Here is a 20,089-nt window from a genome sequence, read left to right on the forward strand (position 1 = left end):
TGTTTCAGCACGGCGGAGCCACAAAAAAACCCCGCTCAGTAGCGGGGTTTTTCAATCTGTGGAAGTTCCCTTCCAGCAAAATTCTTAGTGAACGTCAGCCCAAACTTTACGTTTTGCAGCATAGAACAGCGCGCTGAGAACGATCAGGAACAGGATCACTTTCAGACCCATATTCTTACGCTCTTCCAGCTTAGGCTCAGCAGCCCACGCAAGGAAAACCGTTACGTCTTTAGCTTGCTGATCAATCGTTGCTTTGGTTCCGTCTGAATATTCAACACCATCTTCCGCAAGAGGGGCTGGCATCGCAATATTATGGCCGGCGAAGTACGCGTTGTAGTTCATGCCTTCTGGAACTTCAAAGTCAGCAGGTGCATCTGTGTAACCAGTCATTAGAGAGTACATGTAGTTCTCAAATCCTGGACGCGCTTTCACCATCAGAGACAGGTCTGGTGGATATGCGCCACCATTTGATGCACGAGCCGCTTTCTCGTTTGCAAATGGATCTGGGAATTTGTCGAATGTTTTTCCCGGACGCGTGAACATCTCACCTTCATCATCCGGACCATCAACAAATTCATACTCTGCCGCAATCGCTTTCACTTCTGCTTCAGAGAAGCCAAGGTCCTGCAACGTGCGGAAAGCAACTTGATTCAGACCATGACAACCGGCACAAACTTCGCGGTAAACCTGAAGGCCACGCTGTGCAGCTTCACGATCATAAGTTCCAAAGATACCTGTGTGCTTCCAATCGACTGATTTGTAATCGATGGCGGCACCGGCGGCTTGTGCGCCGGTGAACGTCATGACTGACAGAAGAGCAGCGGCGCTAAGTGATTTAATCAATTTAAGCATTGCTTGCTCCCTCAGCAGAAGGTTTCTTATCCAATACAGCTTCTGAAATGCTTGCCGGAAGCGGTTTGTGTTTTTCAAACAGACCAACCAGTGGCAGCAAGAACAGGATATGTACGAAATAGTAGACAGTCGCGATACGTCCGATCAGGATGTATGGCTCTTCCGCTGGTTTACCACCAACATATGTCAGAACGATACAGTCAATCACGAAGATCCAGAACAGCTGCTTGTAAATCGGACGGAAGCGCGCAGATTTAACACGACTTTTGTCCAGCCAAGGCAGCGCGAACAGAACAGCGATCGCACCAAACATCAGAAGAACGCCACCAAGTTTATCAGGAACAGCACGCAGGATCGCGTAGAATGGCAGGAAGTACCACTCAGGAACGATGTGTGCAGGTGTTACCAGTGGGTTAGCCGGAATGTAGTTGTCCGGGTGACCCAAATAGTTTGGTGCGTAGAACAGGAAGGCACAGAAGAAGATCAGGAAGATCCCCAGTCCGAACAGATCCTTGATTGTGTAATAAGGATGGAACGGAATGCTGTCCTGTTTGTCTTTGATTTCGATACCTGTTGGGTTGTTTGAACCGTGGGTATGAAGCGCCCAGATGTGCAGGATAACCACACCAGCGATTACGAACGGCAGCAGATAGTGCAGGCTGAAGAAACGGTTCAATGTTGGGTTATCGACAGAGAAACCACCCCAGAGCCATGTTACAATCGGATCACCAACAACCGGCAATGCGCCGAACAGGTTGGTAATAACTGTCGCACCCCAGAAGCTCATTTGGCCCCAAGGAAGAACGTAACCCATAAAGGCTGTTGCCATCATCAGCAGGAAGATCACAAGACCTAACCACCACAACAGTTCACGAGGCGCCTTGTAGGAGCCGTAGTACAACCCGCGGAAAATGTGAAGATACACAACGATAAAGAACATGGACGCGCCGTTTGCGTGCATGTAACGCAGCAGCCAGCCATAGTTCACGTCACGCATGATATGTTCAACAGAGTTAAACGCCATATCAACATGCGCTGTGTAGTGCATGGAAAGCACGATACCAGTGACGATCTGTACAACCAGCATAAAGCCTGCCAGGGAGCCGAATGTCCACCAGTAGCTTAGGTTCTTTGGTGTTGGATATTCATAAAGAGCGTGATGCAGCATGCCGAAAATCGGCAGGCGGTGATCCACCCATTTAATAACCGGATTTTTTGGTTCAAATGACATATTGGATCCCCTTAGCCGATTTTTACAACGTTGCCGTCGTCGATAAAGGCATATGGTGGCACCTCAAGGTTGAGAGGCGCAGGACCTTTACGAATACGACCTGATGTATCGTAGTGAGAGCCATGGCATGGACAGAACCAACCATCGAAGTCACCTGCTTCTTTAAGCGGCACACAGCCAAGGTGAGTACAGATGCCCAGCATGACAAGCCATTCTGGATTCTGAACACGATCTTCGTCAGCCTGAGGATCAGGCAATGTGGCCACGTCAACGTCCTGTGCGGCTTTAATTTCTTCAGCCGTTCTATGACGTATGAAAACAGGCTTACCCTGCCACACGGCGGTAATTTCTGACCCTGCTTCAATAGCAGACAGATTAACTTCAGTCGTAGAAAGAGCAAGAACATCTGCAGATGGATTCATCTGGTCGATAAACGGCCAAATTGCCATCGCTGTTCCCACTGCCCCTACGCCACCGGCAGCAATATATAGAAAATCACGACGTACGACGCCGTCTTCCTCTACAGGGGTGGTAGTAGTCATTAAACTTCCCCGGAATTTTGCAAAATAAATCTCTAGCGACCGCTTTTTGTCACCATATTTCCAGAATGTCTAGCCCCAACATGGAAAATATGACAAACAGTCGCAGATTAGCTCTATAAATGTCACACCTTAATAAATAGGCAAACCAAGGATGGAAATCGCTTTATACCAGCCGGATATCGCCCCAAATGTCGGGACAATTATACGTCTTGGTGCCTGTATGGGGGCGCCCGTACATATTATTGAGCCATGCGGCTTTCCGTTCGGAACGAAAGATTTACGCCGATCTGTCATGGATTATAAAGATATCGCCGAAGTTCACAGGCATAACAGCTGGGAAGATTTTGTAGAATCAACCAAAGGACAGCGAAAAGTCCTCCTGACCACACGTGCATCCAAGCCCTATACAGATTTCGCTTTTAGTAATAACGATATCCTGTTGCTAGGACGTGAAAGCGCCGGCGTTCCTGAAGACGTGCACGAAATTGTGGATGGACGCGTGTTGATTCCCATGCAACAAGGAGCGAGATCCATCAACGTTGCCCTTTCCGCCTCCATGGTTCTGGGAGAGGCGTTGCGGCAAACAGATGGCTTCAAGTAAACAAGCGTCAGCGGGTTAGATAAATGTCAGAGATGATCGAAAAGCAAAAAGAGACTGCAGCAAACTGGTTTCGGCAATTGCGGGATGAAATTCGGGATGCTTTTGAAAAACTGGAAGACGAGCTTGTCGGTACGCATTCTGAACTTCCGCCAGGCCGGTTTGAAGTTTCAGAGTGGGACCGGCCTGGGGGCGGCGGTGGCCAAATGTCCGTTATGCGAGGCCGGGTCTTTGAAAAAGTTGGCGTGAACATCTCCACCGTTCATGGAGAGTTTTCAGAAGAGTTCCGTAAAAACATCCCCGGAACTGAACAATCGGGTTCCTTCTGGGCAAGCGGCATTTCTCTTGTTGCCCACATGCGCTCTCCTCTGGTTCCAGCAGTTCACATGAATACCCGCCATATCGTCACTGGCAAATCTTGGTTCGGCGGAGGGGCTGATCTTACTCCGATGTATGTGGATGATCAGGATACGGCCACTTTCCACAACACCCTGAAAGAAGCCTGCGACAAACATAACCCCGCCTATTACCCAGAATATAAGAAATGGTGCGATGAGTATTTCTTCCTACCACACAGAAACGAACCACGCGGTGTGGGAGGGATCTTTTACGACAAGCTGGAAGGGGATTGGGACGCCAACTTCGCCTTTACTCAGGATGTAGGACGCGCGTTTCGCGATGTATATCCTGAAATCGTTCGCCGCCACATGAATAAAAGCTGGACGGCAGAACAGCGCGACCATCAACTGATCAAACGTGGCCGATATGTAGAGTTTAACCTGCTTCATGACCGCGGCACGACATTTGGCCTCAAAACCGGTGGCAACACAGAAGCCATTCTGATGTCCATGCCGCCAGAGGTTAAATGGCCCTAATCTACATTTGAACGCTCCTAAGATACATTATGTGACGACCCTCACACAAATTGACCTTGGGTTCTGTCCCTTGGCCTCCTAAATGAAGATGCGTTGTTAGTTCAACGCCAGAGCATATCAGGTCTGGAGGCCTCTTCGCCTCCCCCTCTCTCAAGCGGTGCATATGAGTGCTGCATCGCTGAAGGGCCATCTGGACCACAATGATATAGTCTCTGTCCCTCTAACTCAGTGGATTGGCAGATCTGCTTGAGGGAACCACCTCCTGTAAAGGCCCCGCCCCAATCGGGGCCTTTCTTTTTCCTAAAATTCAAAAATGGTGATGACGGACACAAGGTACGACCTGCATTTCGTGATGCCCGGCACAGTCGACAGCTGATTGATCGAGTAATGTAAGTTTCAGCAGTGCAGTTCAGCATTGGAGGACAAACAAATGATCAGGTTCAGATACAATTATTTTTCCGTCGCGTTGCAAGTCTTTTGCAAGCTGGTTGCCAAGCCGCAGATGGGTGGAATGACGTTGAAGGCCTGCCAACAATGTAGCTGCCCGCAATAGTTAGCCAACACAATTCTTGGTCATCACTGTCTCCCGATGGCCAGAAATTAAAGCCCCTAATCCTAACGGATAGGGGCTTTTTCTTTGGATAGATATGTTCAGAAAATTAGAGTGTTCCGTAAAGACGATCGCCTGCATCGCCAAGACCTGGAACGATGTAAGCCTTCTTATTCAGCTTTTCATCAAGTCCGGCTACATAAACTTTGATCTCAGGGTGGGCATCCAGCATAACTTGCACGCCTTCTGGTGCCGCAACCAGTGCCATAAAGCTGATATTTTCTTTCTTCACACCATGATCGAGCAAAACATCGACACCCGCTTCTGCCGTGTAGCCGGTCGCCAGCATTGGATCAACAAGAATGTAGAGGCGATCTGCAGCAGTCGGGAGTTTACGCAAATATTCGACAGGGCGTTTTGTTTCCGGATCCCGATACATGCCGATATGACCAACACGCGCGGCTGGCATCAATTCTAACAAACCATCAGCCATACCAAGGCCTGCCCGCAAAATGGGGACAATAGCTGCTTTTTTGTTGGCAAGAACGGGCTGAGTTGTTGAACAAATTGGAGTTTCAATCTGCTCATCGGTCATTTTAAGATTACGAGTAATCTCATATCCCATCAACAGGGCGATCTCTTTCAACAATTGGCGGAATGTTTTCGTGGACGTGTCTTTCATCCGCATATGGCTCAGTTTGTGAACAATCAGCGGGTGGTCGAGAATGTGAAGATTTGGGAATCGTGGATCAAAAGCCATCAATAAATACCTGTCAGTTTCATTTGCTTGCAGAATATAGTCCCCTAAAGAAGGCGGCAAGGTCTCTTTTCCCACAATAATTTTCTGGCTCCCTCCCCCCATATTGTTTTACGGTAAACAGAAAAAGGAGACGGGGGAAAATGACTATTCAATTATTGGATCTTGAAGGCACGGCCTACCAGCGCGGACAGAAACACGGACAAGAACTGGCGAAAAATGTCCAATCCAATATCAAAACCTATCGTGATCGCTTCATGATGGGTGGCGCCAGCCAAGAGCGGATTGATGAAGAAGCTACCGCATGGGCCGATCGACTACAATCCCACGACGCTGAGTATTTTGAAGAAATGCAGGGGATCGCTGATGGATCTAACACGGACATTAAGGACATTGCGCTTTTAAATGCCCGCTACGAAATCTCCTACAGCCTATACACGCAGGAAGCTGCCGCCGCTAATGATATGCCCATGCATGAACCAGACGGTTGTACGGCCTTTGGCATCCTGCCGGAATATTCGGCCAACGGGCATACTTTACTTGGACAAAACTGGGATTGGCTAAACGGCTTGCTCGGCAACCTCTGTCTTCTTCGCCAACGCTCTGACGAGCACCCTGATCATATTCTTCTCACCCAGGCGGGTATCGTGTCTGGGATGATAGGTTTTAACGAACATGGTATCGGCCTGTGTGTAAATGGCTTGTCGTCAAAGGCCGATGGCAAGGAGCTGCATCATCGCCCCTTTCACATGCGGGTGCGGGACATTATGCGAAGCAAGACCTATTTCGACGCCTTAAAAGTCATTTTTGGAACGGACAGAGTTTGCTCCACCAATTGGCTTATCGGTCAAAAAGGTGGGGAGATTCTGGATATCGAAAGCTCCCCTAACGTCGCCCACACCCTTTATCCTGAAAATGGCCTGATCACGCATGGGAATCACTTTATCAACAGGGATGGTATCGAAACTGAATATGAACGTATCGCCCCTTGCAGCTTATATCGCACGCCGCGCCTTGACCGTCTCATTCGTCAAAACAGTCAGAAATGGGACATTGAGCATCTGAAAGGGTGTCTGAAAGATCGGTTTGGGGATCCAAAGGCGATTTGCCGTTATCCCAACCCTGAAGATCCTAATGCAGCGAAGACTGTTACCGTCACTGGCTTGATTATGGATTTGGACGAATTGACCATTGAGCTGACCGATGGTCCACCAGATCAAAACGAGTTTGTGAAATATTCACTGCGCGGGTGAAGATTTCCGTTCACTTAAGCGTTCCGCCAGAATGCGGCCCAGTCCTTCAGCAATCGAATTAGTATTACGCTGAAGCAATCTGATGACGCATCGCCTGTCACATTCAGGCGGTGCGGTATAATTTTCTGGCAGTTTCAAATCAAACTTCGCAAGTAAGGTGCCATCTTCTGCCTCCAGCAAGCGCCCCTTGATCGCAAGGCGTATGCGGGTCCCAACATTCAAAAGGCTCATATCTGCGAACAAGCTGAGGACTGCCACATAAGTAACTTTCCGGCCTTCTTGGCCTTCCAGGCCTCCTTCACGGGCACGCCGTAGGAGTGCCTCATCCTCATCTTTATCAGAAACACTCAGTCGTTCTGTTGCCTGAATCGCACTAAATCCGGCTTTTTCAACTTGCTCGGAGATTCTCGAAACCACGTCTCTGTATAGAGAATCTCCAATTGGCGAATGCCCCTCTCCCTCACCAACGATCAGCACAGTCCGATCTTCAGCCTGAGCGTCAGAAAAACCAACACCTGCCATCATTATAACGGCGATCATTAACAAGAAGGTGGAAGTGAGAGAAAACTTAGCCATTAAATATATTTTATAGGTGTGTTAGGAATTTTTCTTACGAGGGTCATTTGCAGCACGGGCCATCTTGCTGGCAAGTTTCCCTTCCAGCTCCAGCAGATAGGCTTCATACCCCAATTTCCGCAGTTTCTTTGAATTCCCGTACCCTTGAGTACCGTTGATTTTCTTTTCCGCAAGATCGCGGACCTTGATGATTCTGCTGTCGCTATCAGTCATTTACTTTACCATTTTCGATTACCGGTTCGATTTCGTCCCAAACTTGCACAAATCCAGCCATTTGTGGAATATTTTTTTATTCAATTCGCTATGTATTTCAGAAATCGCATTTTATAGTTAGAAGTGATACGCAAAGACTTGACCAAATGGTCAAACTTGGTGTTAGTTCATTTTTTCCAATGAGAAGCATGACAGAATTCGAATTGCGAACAGGGAGACTAGATAATGATTAAACGGTTTAAGCTGGTAGCGGCCGCAGCTGCATTGCTTGCAGCAACAGGTATCGCCAAAGCTGAGGACTTCAAACCAGCCATCGTGTTTGACATGGGTGGCAAGTTTGACAAATCCTTCAATGAAGCAGCCTATAACGGCGCTGAAGAGTTCAAAAAAGAATCCGGCGTTGATTACATGGAATTTGAGGTCACTCAGGTTTCTCAGCGCGAACAGGCAATGAAACGTATGGCACGCAAAGAAGCGTCCATTATCGTTGCCATGGGTTTTGCACAGGCGTCAGCTGTTGAAAAAGCTGCCAAAGCAAATCCAGATACAAAATTCACCATCATTGACATGGTCGTTGATCTGCCAAATGTGCAGTCCATCGTCTTTAAAGAACATGAAGGTTCTTTCCTCGTTGGTATGGCGGCTGCCATGACAAGTAAAACAGGCAAAGTTGGCTTCATCGGTGGTATGGACATTCCTCTGATCCGTAAATTCGCTCTGGGTTACGAAGAAGGCGCGAAATACGCGAACTCCAACGTTGAAGTGTTCCAGAACATGACCGGAACTACGCCGGCTGCATGGAATGATCCAACAAAAGGTGGCGAGCTTGCAAAAAGTCAGTTTGACCGTGGTGCAGACGTTGTGTTTGCTGCTGCTGGTGGTACTGGCACTGGTGTTTATCAGGCTGCGAAAGACAATGGCAAATTTGCGATCGGTGTTGACAGCAACCAGAACTACCTGCACCCAGGCACCATGCTGACATCCATGACAAAACGTGTTGACGTTGCTGTTAAAGAAGCGTTTATGTCTGCGAAAAACGGTACATGGAAAGCTGGTATCAAGGTTCTTGGCCTGAAAGAAGAAGGCGTTGGTTATGCTGTTGACCAGTATAACAAAGATCTCCTGAGCGCAGATATGCTGGCAAAGCTTGAAAAAGCACGTGCTGACATCATCGCTGGCAACATCAAAGTTACTGACTACATGTCCAAATAAGTAAGATTTGAACTCATGACGACTTCTAGCCCGGCGCTTGAACTGCGCCGCGTGAATAAGTGGTTTGGACCGGTCCACGCCAACAAGGACATTTCCTTGAGCGTGGACCGCGGAACCATCCACGGCATTATCGGCGAAAACGGCGCCGGAAAATCCACCCTGATGAGCATCGTTTACGGCTTTTATCAAGCCGATGAAGGCGAGATTTATGTAAACGGGTCCAAGTGCGACATTGATAACCCGCAAGCATCCATTGCCGCAGGTATCGGAATGGTGCATCAGCATTTCATGTTGGTGGATACTTTTACCGTTTTGGAAAATATCATTCTTGGCGTTGAAGGTAGCCCTCTTTTGAAGGAAGGTCTGGATCACGCTAGAAAAGAACTCTCACGCCTAGAAAAAGAATATAGTCTAGAGGTTGATGTGGACGCCGTTGTTGGCGACCTGCCCGTTGGACTGCGTCAACGCGTTGAAATTCTAAAAGCGCTCTATCGCGGGGCGGAAATTCTTATTCTGGATGAACCTACAGGGGTTCTGACACCGCAAGAAGCAGATCATCTTTTCCGGATTTTAAATACTCTGCGTGAACAGGGCAAAACCGTTATTCTGATTACCCACAAACTACGGGAAATCATGGCCATTACAGATAACGTATCTGTTATGCGCCGCGGCGAAATGGTGGCTCACGTGGCGACCAAAGACACGAATCGTGAACAACTCGCCGAATTGATGGTTGGACGTTCCGTCCTGCTTCGGGTGGAGAAGAGCCCTGCTGTTCCAGGCGAAACTGTCATGAAACTGGACAATGTGCGGTATCTGGATCGAGATGGTATTGCTCGCCTTAAAGACATCAACTTGGAAATTAAAGCGGGTGAAATTCTGGGGATTGCGGGCGTATCCGGTAACGGCCAGTCGGAGCTTTTGGAAATTCTTGGCGGGACTTTGCGCCCTGAACAAGGTGCTGTGATCTACAAAGGTGAAGATATCACCAATCAGAGTAAATATAACGCGCGGGATCTTCGTAAAATCGGCCTTGGGCATGTCCCTGAAGATCGTCATAGATCCGGCCTTGTCCTGTCTTTCACGGCAAACGAAAACACCATTCTTGGCTACCATGACAGTGATGACTACAACAACGGCACCACACTGGATCGTAAAGCAATGGTTCAACATTGCGAAGATCACATCGAGAAATTTGATGTTCGCCCAACCAACCCGCATCTAAAAGCATCAGGCTTCTCTGGCGGTAATCAGCAGAAACTAGTGCTCGCCCGGGAAATGGAACAGGACCCCGATGTTCTTCTGGTGGGTCAGCCAACCCGCGGCGTTGATATCGGCGCCATTGAATTTATCCACAAACAACTCATCAAAATGCGTGATGAGGGGAAAGCCATCCTGGTTGTTTCTGTAGAAATTGATGAGGTGATGTCACTTGCTGATCGGATTGCGGTCATGTTTGACGGTGCCATCGTCGGTGAGATTGACGCGCGTGAAGCAACCGAGACAAAACTAGGTCTGATGATGGCGGGTGTCCGTGATGATCAAACGCCGGAGCAAAAAGAAGAGGCAGCGGTTTAATGTCAGAAAATTCTTCGAAATTCGGCTCGCCTGCCAAAGTACCTGCTTGGGTTAATCTGGCACTTATTCCGCTGGTTAATCTAACCGCTGCTTTTATTCTGTCAGGCATCGTCATCCTTATTGTCGGAGACAATCCAATCACCGCACTGGAAGTTCTGGTTTATGGTGCGTTTGGTTATGCGGATGCTATTGGCTACACGCTCTATTACACCACCAACTTTATTTTCACCGGCCTTGCCGTTGCCATCGCTTTCCACTGTGGTCTTTTTAATATCGGCGCAGAAGGTCAGGCGATGATTGGTGGTCTTGGTGTTGGATTGGTGGCGCTATACTTTGATGCCCTTCCTTTCTGGGCAGTTATTCCAATCGCAATTATGGCCGCGGCCATTTTTGGCGGGTTCTGGGCTGCTGTGCCTGCGTATCTTCAGGCAAAACGCGGAAGTCATATTGTGATCACCACGATCATGTTCAACTTCATCGCGGCGTCCATCATGACCTATCTACTGGTTGAGGTTTTAATCGCACCGGGTGGACAATCTCCTGAAAGCCGGGAGTTTGTGGAAAGCACCTGGTTGCCGTTTTTCCATGACTTCCTTCCGATGCCAGAAACTCCCTTGAACGTTTCCTTTCTCTTTGCCTTGGTATTAAGCGCCGCCTTCTATTACTTCCTATGGCATACTCGCTGGGGATATGAAGTTCGGGTGGTGGGAGAAAATGAAACCGCCGCCAAATATGCCGGAATTTCTCCAGCCCGGAACATCATTCTCGCCATGATTATTTCTGGAGCTCTTGCCGGTTTTGTTGGCGTGAACGAAATCCTTGGTGTGCATCATCGATTGATCCTTGAATTTACAGGCGGCTTTGGTTTTGTGGGTATCGCCGTTGCCTTGATGGGCCGCAATCACCCTGTGGGCATCTTCCTGGCTGCGCTTCTTTTTGGTGCACTTTATCAAGGTGGGTCAGAGCTTGCGTTTGAAATGAAATCTATCAACCGCGAGATGGTAATTGTGATCCAAGGTCTGATTATTCTGTTCTCAGGCGCCCTTGAGCATATGTTCCGACCTACCATTGAGAATTTCTTCAAGAAACGTGCCGGCTCTGCCGCGGTGGAGGCGTAAATCATGGAAATTTTTGAGATCTTCATTCTATTGATGGACGCTACTTTCCGTGTAGCCACCCCATTGGTTCTGGCCGCGATGGCGGGAATGTTTTCCGAACGCTCTGGCATTGTGGATATCGGCCTTGAGGGTAAAATGCTGGGCGCTGCTTTTGCAGCCGCGGCAACTGCCTACACCACCGGATCCGTCTGGCTTGGACTGATGGCGGGTATTGTGACCTCCATGGCCCTTTCCATGCTTCATGCCTACGCTTGCGTAACCCATAAAGGTAATCAGGTTGTCTCCGGCATGGCCATTAACATTATGGTGGCTGGCCTGACGCCCACCCTAGCTTTTGCGTGGTTCCAGCGTGGTGGACAAACACCGGCGCTTACCGGTGACGATCGTTTCCATTCCATCACCCTGCCATTTGCAGAAGCGGTTCGGGATATTCCAGTAATAGGTTACACCTACGCTGAGCTGATTTCCGGTCATAACATTCTGGTTTATGTGGCCGCAGCCTCTGTTCCTATTTGTGCATATGTCCTTTACCGCACACGTTTTGGCCTTCGGGTGCGTGCGGTAGGTGAAAACCCACATGCAGTAGATACCGCTGGTATCGTGGTGAACAAACTTCGTTATCAGGCATTGATGGTCACGGGTCTTCTCTGTGGTATCGGTGGGTCCTATCTTTCCACTGCTCACGGTGCAGCCTTTATTCGCGATATGACAGCGGGTAAAGGGTATCTTGCCCTTGCCGCCCTTATCTTTGGTAAGTGGAAACCGGTTCCCACATTATTTGCCTGTCTTTTATTTGCCTTCACGGATGCCTTGCAAGCACGCTTGCAAGGGGTGGATCTGCCAATCGTTGGCGTGATCCCGGTTCAATTCATTCAGGCACTTCCATATGTCCTGACAGTTCTGCTATTGGCAGGCTTTGTCGGCAAAGCCATTCCGCCAAAAGCCATCGGACAACCCTATATCAAGGAAAGATAGACTATGTCTCTTGATCCCCATGTTGCCGCCGATTTTGTAAAATCAAAGGCGGAAGGTTTCGCACCCAGAGTTGGTATCATTCTGGGATCCGGCCTTGGTGGCCTCGCTGATAAAATCGAGGCGGTTGCCAGCATCGACTTTAAAGACATCCCGGATTTTCCCCAGTCCACTGTGGAAGGTCATGCCGGCCGCCTGATCCTTGGGCGACTTGGCGGCATGCCTGTGGTTTGTATGCAGGGCCGTATTCACCTTTACGAAGGTGTCGATCCGCAAGATCTGGCGGTTCCAGTTCGTGTCTTGAAACTTCTTGGCATAGACATCCTTCTGGTGACCAATGCTGCCGGAAGTTTCCATGAAGATATGGGCCCTGGATCTTTGATGCTTCTAAATGATCATATCAATCTTACTGGCCGCAACCCGTTAGTTGGTGAGAATGACGATCGATTTGGTCCCCGCTTTTTCTCCATGGAAGATGCGTATGATCCTATTTTGCGGGAACATCTGAAAGCCGTTGCCAAAGAGTTGGACATCAAACTCCATGAAGGGGTTTACCTTCACTATCTTGGCCCTAACTTTGAAACACCGGCAGAGATCAGAGCCTTTAAAACATTAGGTGCAGATGCGGTTGGAATGTCCACAACACCAGAAGTTCTGGTTGCCCGTCATATGGGGCTCCGTGTTGCAGCCATATCCAACATTACCAATCTGGCCGCAGGCATGAACAAAGAAACCCTCAGCCACGAACAAACGCTGGAATGCGCGAAACTGGCGGCAGAGGACCTTGAAAATCTTGTGATTATTTTCCTCGGCACCCTAAAGCGGGAATTGCTGAAGGCACATATGAAAGAAGAAAATGATGGCGACACTCAGTAAGCTATCCCCGACATCTCACGTCATTGACCGTAACCCAGGTCTTCCTTTTGATGCGGAAGCTATCGACGGCATTCAGGTTAATTTAAGTGCGGTTGAACGCCGGACTTCCTCCTTGGGCGGACGTCGGACTGTCAAAAAAGAACATCAAGCAGCGTGGCTACTAAAAGCCATCTCCTGCATCGACTTGACGACACTCAGCGGTGATGACACACCACGCCGGGTTAAACGCCTGTGTGCAAAAGCAAGACAACCTGTTCGTCAGGATTTGCTGGATGCCATGGGTATGGGTGATAGAGGCCTGACTACGGGAGCCGTTTGCGTCTATCACACTATGGTCGATACAGCGGTCACAGCACTGGAGGGATCCGGTATCCCTGTGGCCGCCGTATCCACCGGCTTCCCTGCGGGATTGAGCCCCATGAAAACGCGGCTTGAAGAAATTCGTGAATCTGTCGCAGCAGGGGCGTCTGAAATCGACATCGTAATTACCCGCGGCCATGTGCTTACAGGCAACTGGAAAGCGCTTTATGATGAAATCAAAGCCTTTCGCGAAGCCTGCGGAGATGCACATCTTAAAGCCATTTTAGGAACTGGTGAACTTGTTACACTTCGTAACGTCGCCAAAGCCAGCATGATTGCCATGATGGCAGGTGCAGATTTCATTAAAACATCCACAGGCAAGGAAAGTGTCAATGCCACCTTGCCAGTAAGCCTTGTGATGATCCGCGCCATTCGTGCGTATGAAGAAATGACTGGTTTCCAGATCGGATACAAACCTGCAGGCGGCATCAGTGCCGCGAAAGATATTCTGGGCTATCAGATTCTGATGAAAGAAGAATTGGGTCACGATTGGTTGCAGCCTGATCTATTCCGCATCGGGGCTTCCAGTCTTCTTGGCGATATTGAACGCCAGCTTGAACATCATGTAACCGGCCGTTATTCCGCCGATTTCCGCCATCCTATGGCTTAAGGACATATTATGAGCATCGCAGAGATCTTTGATACAATGGAATATGGCGCCGCCCCTGAAAGCGATAGCGAGGCCCGAGCCTGGCTTGCCCGTCACAACAGCCAGTTTGGCCTGTTCATTAATGGAAGCTGGACAGCACCTTCAAATAACAGCTTCAAAGCCTTTAATCCCGCTGACAACAGTGACCTTGCAAATTTGAGCATGGCAACATCCGATGACGTCAACGACGCCGTAAATGCTGCTCGAAAAGCGCAGAAGAAATGGGAAAAACTGGGAGGTCCTGCACGTGCAAGACATATGTATGCCCTTGCCCGTGCAATCCAGCGCCATTCACGCCTGTTGGCTGTTCTGGAAAGTCTTGATAACGGTAAATCCGTTCGCGAAACCCGCGACATTGATATCCCGCTTGTCGCCCGCCATTTCTATCATCATGCTGGTTGGGCACAACTGCAGGAAACAACGTTCGCAGATTATGAAGCCATGGGTGTGATCGGCCAGATCATCCCATGGAACTTCCCGCTTTTGATGTTGGCCTGGAAAATTGCCCCGGCCATTGCCGCTGGTAATACTGTGGTTCTAAAGCCTGCTGAACACACGTCTCTCACCGCCCTTTGTTTTGCGGAAATCTGTAAAAATGCAGGATTGCCGGATGGGGTGATCAACATTGTCACGGGTGATGGTACGGTAGGCGACATGATCGTCAATCACGGCGATATCGACAAAATTGCCTTCACCGGCTCAACGGGCGTTGGTCGTCAGATCCGTGAAAAAACGGCTGGTAGCGGAAAACACCTGACCCTTGAACTTGGTGGCAAGTCGCCGTTCATCGTTTTTGAAGATGCAGATATCGACAGCGCCATTGAAGGTGTTGTGGACGCCATCTGGTTTAATCAGGGCCAGGTTTGCTGCGCAGGATCACGTCTGCTCTTGCAGGAAGGCATCTACGATAAATTTATCCAGCGCCTGAAAAACCGCATGGAAAAACTACGTCTTGGTGATCCCCTTGATAAGTGCATCGATATGGGGGCCATCGTTGCCCCTGTTCAAAAGGATCGCATTGAGAAACTGGTCAAGACAGGCTGTGCAGAAGGGGCGGAAATGTGGCAACCTGATATCGAGATGCCACAGGACGGTAGCTTCTTCCCACCCACCTTGTTTACCGAGGTGGAGCCCGCCTGCACAATTGCACAGGAAGAGATTTTTGGTCCTGTTGTGGTGACGCTTTCTTTCCGCACACCTGACGAAGCGGTGAAGATTGCCAATAACACCCGATACGGACTTGCCGCCTCTATCTGGAGCGAGAACATCAATCTCGCACTGGATATCGCGCCAAAACTGGATTGTGGTGTCGCGTGGATTAACAGCACCAATCAATTTGATGCAGCTTGCGGCTTTGGTGGCAACCGCGAAAGTGGTTATGGCCGTGAAGGCGGTATTGAAGGCATGTATGAAGTACTCCGTCCTCGCTTTGAAGCTGGCCTTCCACTTTACAAACCCGCAAAAGAAGTTACGGCAAGTGGTCAATCGGCAAACGCCCCGACCAAATCCGTTGATCGGACACCGAAACTCTATATAGGCGGAAAACAGGCGCGTCCTGACAGCGGCTATTCCCTGCCTGTTCGCAATAACAAAGGCGATCTGATCGGCGAAGTTGGTTTCGGTAACCGCAAAGACATTAGAAATGCGGTTGAGGCTGCCGCCAAAAACGCTGGCTGGTCAAAAGCATCAGCCCATAATCGTGCACAGGTTCTTTTCTATCTGGGTGAAAATCTGGATATCCGGAAAGACGAGTTTGTCGCGCGCATTGTGGAAACAACCGGTGCCACCATCGCCAATGCGAAGAAAGAAGTGGAAGCCTCAATTCAGCGGCTCTTCACTTACGCCGCTTGGGCCGACAAATATGAAAGCCGTGTACACACTCCGCCAATGCGTGGCGTGACGCTCGCCATGAAAGAAACCATTGGTACTATTGGCATTCTCTGCCCTGATGAAAATCCGCTCCTTGCAATGATTTCTCTGGCAGGTCCGGCCCTCGCCATGGGCAATCGCATCGTCCTTGTGCCATCCGAAGCCGCACCGTTAATTGCCACTGACTTTTATCAGATTCTGGAAACTTCTGATGTTCCAGCGGGTTGCTTTAACATTGTTACGGGTAAGCGGGATGAGTTGGCGAAAACGCTGGCGGATCATGACAATGTGAAATCCGTTTGGTATTTCGGCCCTGAAGGTGGCAGCCAACTGGTCGAAGCCTCATCCGCCGGAAACATGAAACGCACATGGTGTAATCACGGTCGTCGCCGTGACTGGTTTGATGCCCGGCAGGCCGAAGGGGAAGAGTTCCTTCGCCATGCTGTTCAAATTAAAAACATCTGGATCCCTTACGGTGAATAGGACCCATAAATGAGTGCAGAATTTTTCCCGCAGGAAATCATCCGTAAAAAACGTGATGGCCTACCGCTGAGTGAAGCGGAGATCCAGTTTATTGTGCGTGGGATAACAGACAATTCAATTTCTGAAGGGCAAATCGCCGCCTTCGCCATGGCTGTCTTCTTTCAGGATATGTCCATGGAGGAACGTGTATGGCTGACCCGTGCTATGGTCAATTCTGGCGATGTAATGGATTGGTCCAACGCCGACCTTGGTCGCCCTGTCGTGGACAAACACTCTACAGGCGGTGTTGGCGATAAGGTCAGCCTGATGTTGGCCGCCATTGTTGCGGCTTGCGGCGGGGCCGTTCCCATGATCTCCGGCCGTGGTCTTGGTCATACCGGCGGCACACTGGATAAACTGGATAGTGTGCCAGGTTACAACACTGCGCCTGATCCTGATCTTTTGAAGAAGGTCGTGAAAAATGTGGGCTGCGCCATTATTGGCCAGACATCAGATTTAGCCACTGCGGATCGGCGTTTTTATGCCACACGAGATGTCACTGCGACCGTTGAAAGTATCGCTCTGATCACCGCATCAATTCTGTCCAAGAAACTGGCGGCGGGTCTTGACGCGCTTGTGATGGATGTGAAATTTGGATCTGGTGCTTTCAAGGAAAAATACGAAGATGCTGAAGCACTGGCAAAAAGCATCGTCACTGTTGCCAATGGTGCAGGCATGCCGACAACAGCCATCCTCACCGATATGAACCAGGTTCTGGGGCATACGGCAGGTAATGCGATTGAAGTGCGGGAGACCATTGATTTCCTTATGGGCAAGAATGTTGACAAACGCCTTTTGGAAGTTGTCTCAGTCCTATGTTCAGAGATGCTGGTCATCGCAGGAATTGCGGACGAAACAACGGCACCAATGGCCGTACATGGGGCGCTTAACAGTGGCAGCGCCGCTGAACGTTTTGCCCAGATGATTGCCGCATTGGGCGGACCAACCGACTTGATGACAAATCCGGACAAACACCTTCCCCTTGCCCCGATCAGTCGGGATGTTATTGCGCCGCGTCGCGGCTATATCGCAAAGATGGATACCCGCGCGATGGGTGTTGCCGTGATGGATCTTGGCGGTGGTCGCCATAAGGCAAGCGACAGTATTGATTATGGTGTTGGTCTGTCCAATATTCAGGGAATTGGCGCAAAACTTGGCCCCCGCAACCCGGTGGCAACCATCTTTGCCCGCAACGAAGCACAAGCGGATCAGGCAGAAAAACGTATCTTGGGCGCCATCACCATTGCCGAAGAAGCACCAGCACCAACATCCGCCATAGGCCGCAAAATTACAAAGGAAGATTTATGAGCCGCGCAATCCTAATGGTTCTCGACAGCTTTGGATTAGGGGCGACCCCTGATGCGGATCAGTTCGGCGATCAAGGCGCGGACACATTTGGTCATATTATTAAGGCCGCACATGATGGACGGGCAAATAACGACAATCGAAACGGTCCTTTGCAAATTCCGAACATGGAAAAACTAGGGCTTGTGGCCGCCCATCAGAACTATCATCAAACGCAGAGCGCCTCTGATGATCTGATCGGTTTGTATGGAGTAGCAAAAGAACTGAGCCGAGGGAAAGATACTCCATCTGGTCATTGGGAAATGGCGGGTCTTCCTGTTCAGTTTGATTGGGGGTATTTTCCAACGACAGTTCCCTGCTTCCCGGAAGAGCTGATTAGTCACCTTATCGAAGAATGTGACCTACCGGGCATTTTGGGAAATTGTCATGCGTCAGGAACCGAAATCATCGCCCGCCTTGGCGATGAGCACGTGGCAAGCGGAAAACCCATTTTCTACACCTCTGCAGATAGCGTCCTGCAAATCGCTGCCCATGAAGAGGTTTTTGGGCTAGACCGTCTATATGCCCTTTGTGAAGCCGCCCGTGTAGCCGTAGATGACTTAAACATCGGGCGCGTGATTGCCCGTCCGTTCTTAGGGTCTAATGGGGACTATGCCCGCACGGCAAACCGGCGGGACCTAGCCGTACCACCTCATGCGCCCACGCTGCTGGATATTCTCGAAAAAGAAAATCGATCCGTTATTTCAGTTGGAAAGATCGGGGATATTTTCGCTCATAGCGGCACGGGTAAAGTCGTGAAAGCCGATGGTAATATGGCGCTTGTCGATGCGACACTCTCCGCTATGGATGACTGTCCGGACGGCGGACTCATCTTCACCAATCTGGTAGATTTCGATCAATCCTATGGACACCGGAGGGATGTTGCGGGCTATGCGAATGCCTTGGAAGAGTTCGACAAACGCCTTCCGGAAATCATGAACGCTATGAATGATGACGATCTGTTGATCCTTACCGCTGATCATGGCTGCGATCCCACATGGGAAGGCACAGATCATACAAGAGAGGTTGTGCCAGTTATCGGATACTCCTCTTCCTTGCAGCCCCGCGCGCTTGGCACCCGAGAGACGTTTGCTGACATTGGTCAAACTATCGCTGATTACTTAAACATCCCTGCCCTGAATGCTGGCAGTTCATTTCTGGAAAATTAAATGATCAAAAAAGCGGAACTGCATGTTCACCTTGAGGGCACTGCGACCCCTCTTCTTGTAAAGCAGATGGCAGAAAGAAACGGGGCGGAGCTGGACCCCACAACTTTTGCATCGGATGGTGAGTATCGTTGGTCAGACTTTTGGGAATTCCTGAAATGTTATGATAAAGCAGCAGCAGCGATACGAAGCCGGGATGACTACAAGACTGTCACCTACGATTATCTAAAACGTGCAGCGGCGGAAGGGACCATATATGTGGAAACCTTCTCCTCCCCAGATCATGCGGCCTCCGTTGGCATCTCCTACGAAGATCATCTGATGGGGATCGCAGATGGGATTGATGCAGCCCGCGAAGAATTTGGGATTGAGTGCCGGATCATTGTGACCTGTGTTCGCCATTTAGGACCAGAGAAAGCTCTAGAGGTTGCCAAGAAGGTTGTGAGCACCCCTCACCCTTATGTTGTTGGTTTTGGAATGGGGGGAGATGAGGCCCAGTTCCACCCAAAGGATTTTGCGCCTGCGTTTGATTTGATCCATGAAGCTGGTCTTCCCACAACGAACCATGCCGGAGAGTTTGGCGGCCCTCAGAGTATCCGTGATACGCTGACCCACTTGCCCGTTACCCGAATTGGGCATGGTGTCCGTTCCATTGAAGATCCTGATCTGGTAAGAGAACTGGCAGAGAGGAAAATCGTGCTGGAGGTATGTCCTGGAAGCAATGTCTCAACTGGTTTGTATCCTTCAGTGAAAGACCATCCCATTGACGCCCTTAAGAAAGCTGGGTGTATTGTGACAATCAGTTCTGATGATCCGCCATTTTTCCACACCAGCATTGGTCAGGAATATGATCGCACACAAGAGGCATTTGGCTACAGTGATGACGAGATGCGGACCATTACCCGCAACAGCATTCAGGCCGCCTTCTGCGAAGACAGCCTGAAAGAAAAATTGCTCGCGAAAATCTAGGCTAACC

At 49.7% G+C, this 20,089-nt stretch carries 19 protein-coding genes; 13 read left to right on the top strand and 6 right to left on the bottom strand.

The genetic code is table 11. The features are described from left to right. Window positions 1–84: 84 nt before the first annotated feature. The 3 genes from GUA87_RS14640 to petA are packed head-to-tail and all read right to left on the bottom strand — an operon-like array spanning window position 85 to window position 2,625. Complete coding sequence (locus GUA87_RS14640; protein WP_193717341.1) at window positions 85–852, bottom strand: cytochrome c1; 768 nt, start codon at window positions 850–852, stop codon at window positions 85–87. Beyond that, window positions 845–2,083 (bottom strand): cytochrome b, encoded by a 1,239-nt coding sequence (locus tag GUA87_RS14645; protein ID WP_193717342.1) that lies wholly within the window; start codon window positions 2,081–2,083, stop codon window positions 845–847. Before GUA87_RS14645 ends, GUA87_RS14640 begins: the two co-directional genes overlap by 8 nt. Window positions 2,084–2,094: 11 nt before the next feature. Beyond that, window positions 2,095–2,625, bottom strand: coding sequence for a ubiquinol-cytochrome c reductase iron-sulfur subunit (gene petA, locus GUA87_RS14650; protein ID WP_193717343.1), 531 nt, complete (start codon window positions 2,623–2,625; stop codon window positions 2,095–2,097). Window positions 2,626–2,776: 151 nt separating this feature from the next. Here petA and GUA87_RS14655 point away from each other — a divergent pair, with 151 nt between their 5' ends. Both GUA87_RS14655 and hemF read left to right on the top strand, forming a co-directional pair. Then, the gene (locus GUA87_RS14655) at window positions 2,777–3,226 is read left to right on the top strand and encodes a tRNA (cytidine(34)-2'-O)-methyltransferase (RefSeq protein WP_193717344.1); all 450 of its coding nucleotides are present in this window, start codon (window positions 2,777–2,779) and stop codon (window positions 3,224–3,226) included. Window positions 3,227–3,249: 23 nt separating this feature from the next. Further along, window positions 3,250–4,098 carry an oxygen-dependent coproporphyrinogen oxidase gene (gene hemF, locus GUA87_RS14660; protein ID WP_193717345.1) on the top strand — a complete coding sequence of 283 codons (849 nt, stop codon included), beginning with the start codon at window positions 3,250–3,252 and terminating at the stop codon, window positions 4,096–4,098. Window positions 4,099–4,757: 659 nt separating this feature from the next. On the opposite strand, the gene upp is transcribed toward hemF, so the two are convergent. After that, complete coding sequence (upp, locus tag GUA87_RS14665) at window positions 4,758–5,408, bottom strand: uracil phosphoribosyltransferase (protein WP_193717346.1); 651 nt, start codon at window positions 5,406–5,408, stop codon at window positions 4,758–4,760. Window positions 5,409–5,548: 140 nt separating this feature from the next. Between upp and GUA87_RS14670 the strand changes: the two genes are divergently transcribed. Then, a complete protein-coding gene (locus GUA87_RS14670) occupies window positions 5,549–6,658 on the top strand; it encodes a C45 family autoproteolytic acyltransferase/hydolase (protein WP_193717347.1) in 1,110 nt (369 codons plus the stop codon). Here the strand turns inward: GUA87_RS14670 and GUA87_RS14675 are convergent. Both GUA87_RS14675 and GUA87_RS14680 read right to left on the bottom strand, forming a co-directional pair. Further along, window positions 6,644–7,234, bottom strand: coding sequence for a hypothetical protein (locus GUA87_RS14675; RefSeq protein WP_193717348.1), 591 nt, complete (start codon window positions 7,232–7,234; stop codon window positions 6,644–6,646). The genes GUA87_RS14670 and GUA87_RS14675 overlap by 15 nt on opposite strands. 21 nt (window positions 7,235–7,255) lie before the next feature. After that, a complete protein-coding gene (locus tag GUA87_RS14680) occupies window positions 7,256–7,447 on the bottom strand; it encodes a hypothetical protein (RefSeq protein WP_193717349.1) in 192 nt (63 codons plus the stop codon). Between the two features lie 225 nt (window positions 7,448–7,672). Between GUA87_RS14680 and GUA87_RS14685 the strand changes: the two genes are divergently transcribed. Genes GUA87_RS14685 through GUA87_RS14730 form a run of 10 tightly spaced genes read left to right on the top strand, consistent with a single transcriptional unit; the run spans window position 7,673 to window position 20,082 of the window. Next, window positions 7,673–8,659, top strand: coding sequence for a BMP family lipoprotein (locus GUA87_RS14685; RefSeq protein ID WP_193717350.1), 987 nt, complete (start codon window positions 7,673–7,675; stop codon window positions 8,657–8,659). 15 nt (window positions 8,660–8,674) lie between these two features. Continuing rightward, window positions 8,675–10,237, top strand: a complete 1,563-nt coding sequence (locus GUA87_RS14690; protein WP_193717351.1) for an ABC transporter ATP-binding protein — start codon at window positions 8,675–8,677, stop codon at window positions 10,235–10,237. Next, window positions 10,237–11,355, top strand: a complete 1,119-nt coding sequence (locus tag GUA87_RS14695; RefSeq protein ID WP_193717352.1) for an ABC transporter permease — start codon at window positions 10,237–10,239, stop codon at window positions 11,353–11,355. The genes GUA87_RS14690 and GUA87_RS14695 overlap by 1 nt, the downstream gene beginning before the upstream one ends. A 9-nt stretch (window positions 11,356–11,364) precedes the next feature. Further along, complete coding sequence (locus tag GUA87_RS14700; RefSeq protein WP_193717512.1) at window positions 11,365–12,330, top strand: ABC transporter permease; 966 nt, start codon at window positions 11,365–11,367, stop codon at window positions 12,328–12,330. A gap of 3 nt (window positions 12,331–12,333) precedes the next feature. Then, window positions 12,334–13,203 (top strand): purine-nucleoside phosphorylase, encoded by an 870-nt coding sequence (locus GUA87_RS14705; protein WP_193717353.1) that lies wholly within the window; start codon window positions 12,334–12,336, stop codon window positions 13,201–13,203. Then, window positions 13,184–14,173, top strand: coding sequence for a deoxyribose-phosphate aldolase (deoC, locus tag GUA87_RS14710; RefSeq protein WP_193717354.1), 990 nt, complete (start codon window positions 13,184–13,186; stop codon window positions 14,171–14,173). Before GUA87_RS14705 ends, deoC begins: the two co-directional genes overlap by 20 nt. Before the next feature lie 9 nt (window positions 14,174–14,182). Beyond that, window positions 14,183–16,564, top strand: a complete 2,382-nt coding sequence (locus GUA87_RS14715) for an aldehyde dehydrogenase family protein (RefSeq protein ID WP_193717355.1) — start codon at window positions 14,183–14,185, stop codon at window positions 16,562–16,564. Window positions 16,565–16,573: 9 nt separating this feature from the next. Continuing rightward, window positions 16,574–17,911: a thymidine phosphorylase gene (gene deoA, locus GUA87_RS14720; protein ID WP_193717356.1), complete on the top strand. Its 1,338-nt coding sequence runs from the start codon at window positions 16,574–16,576 to the stop codon at window positions 17,909–17,911. Continuing rightward, window positions 17,908–19,116 (top strand): phosphopentomutase, encoded by a 1,209-nt coding sequence (locus GUA87_RS14725; protein WP_193717357.1) that lies wholly within the window; start codon window positions 17,908–17,910, stop codon window positions 19,114–19,116. Before deoA ends, GUA87_RS14725 begins: the two co-directional genes overlap by 4 nt. Beyond that, complete coding sequence (locus GUA87_RS14730) at window positions 19,117–20,082, top strand: adenosine deaminase (protein WP_193717358.1); 966 nt, start codon at window positions 19,117–19,119, stop codon at window positions 20,080–20,082. Window positions 20,083–20,089 lie beyond the last annotated feature (7 nt).

The organism is Sneathiella sp. P13V-1 (assembly GCF_015143595.1).
GTDB lineage: Bacteria > Pseudomonadota > Alphaproteobacteria > Sneathiellales > Sneathiellaceae > Sneathiella.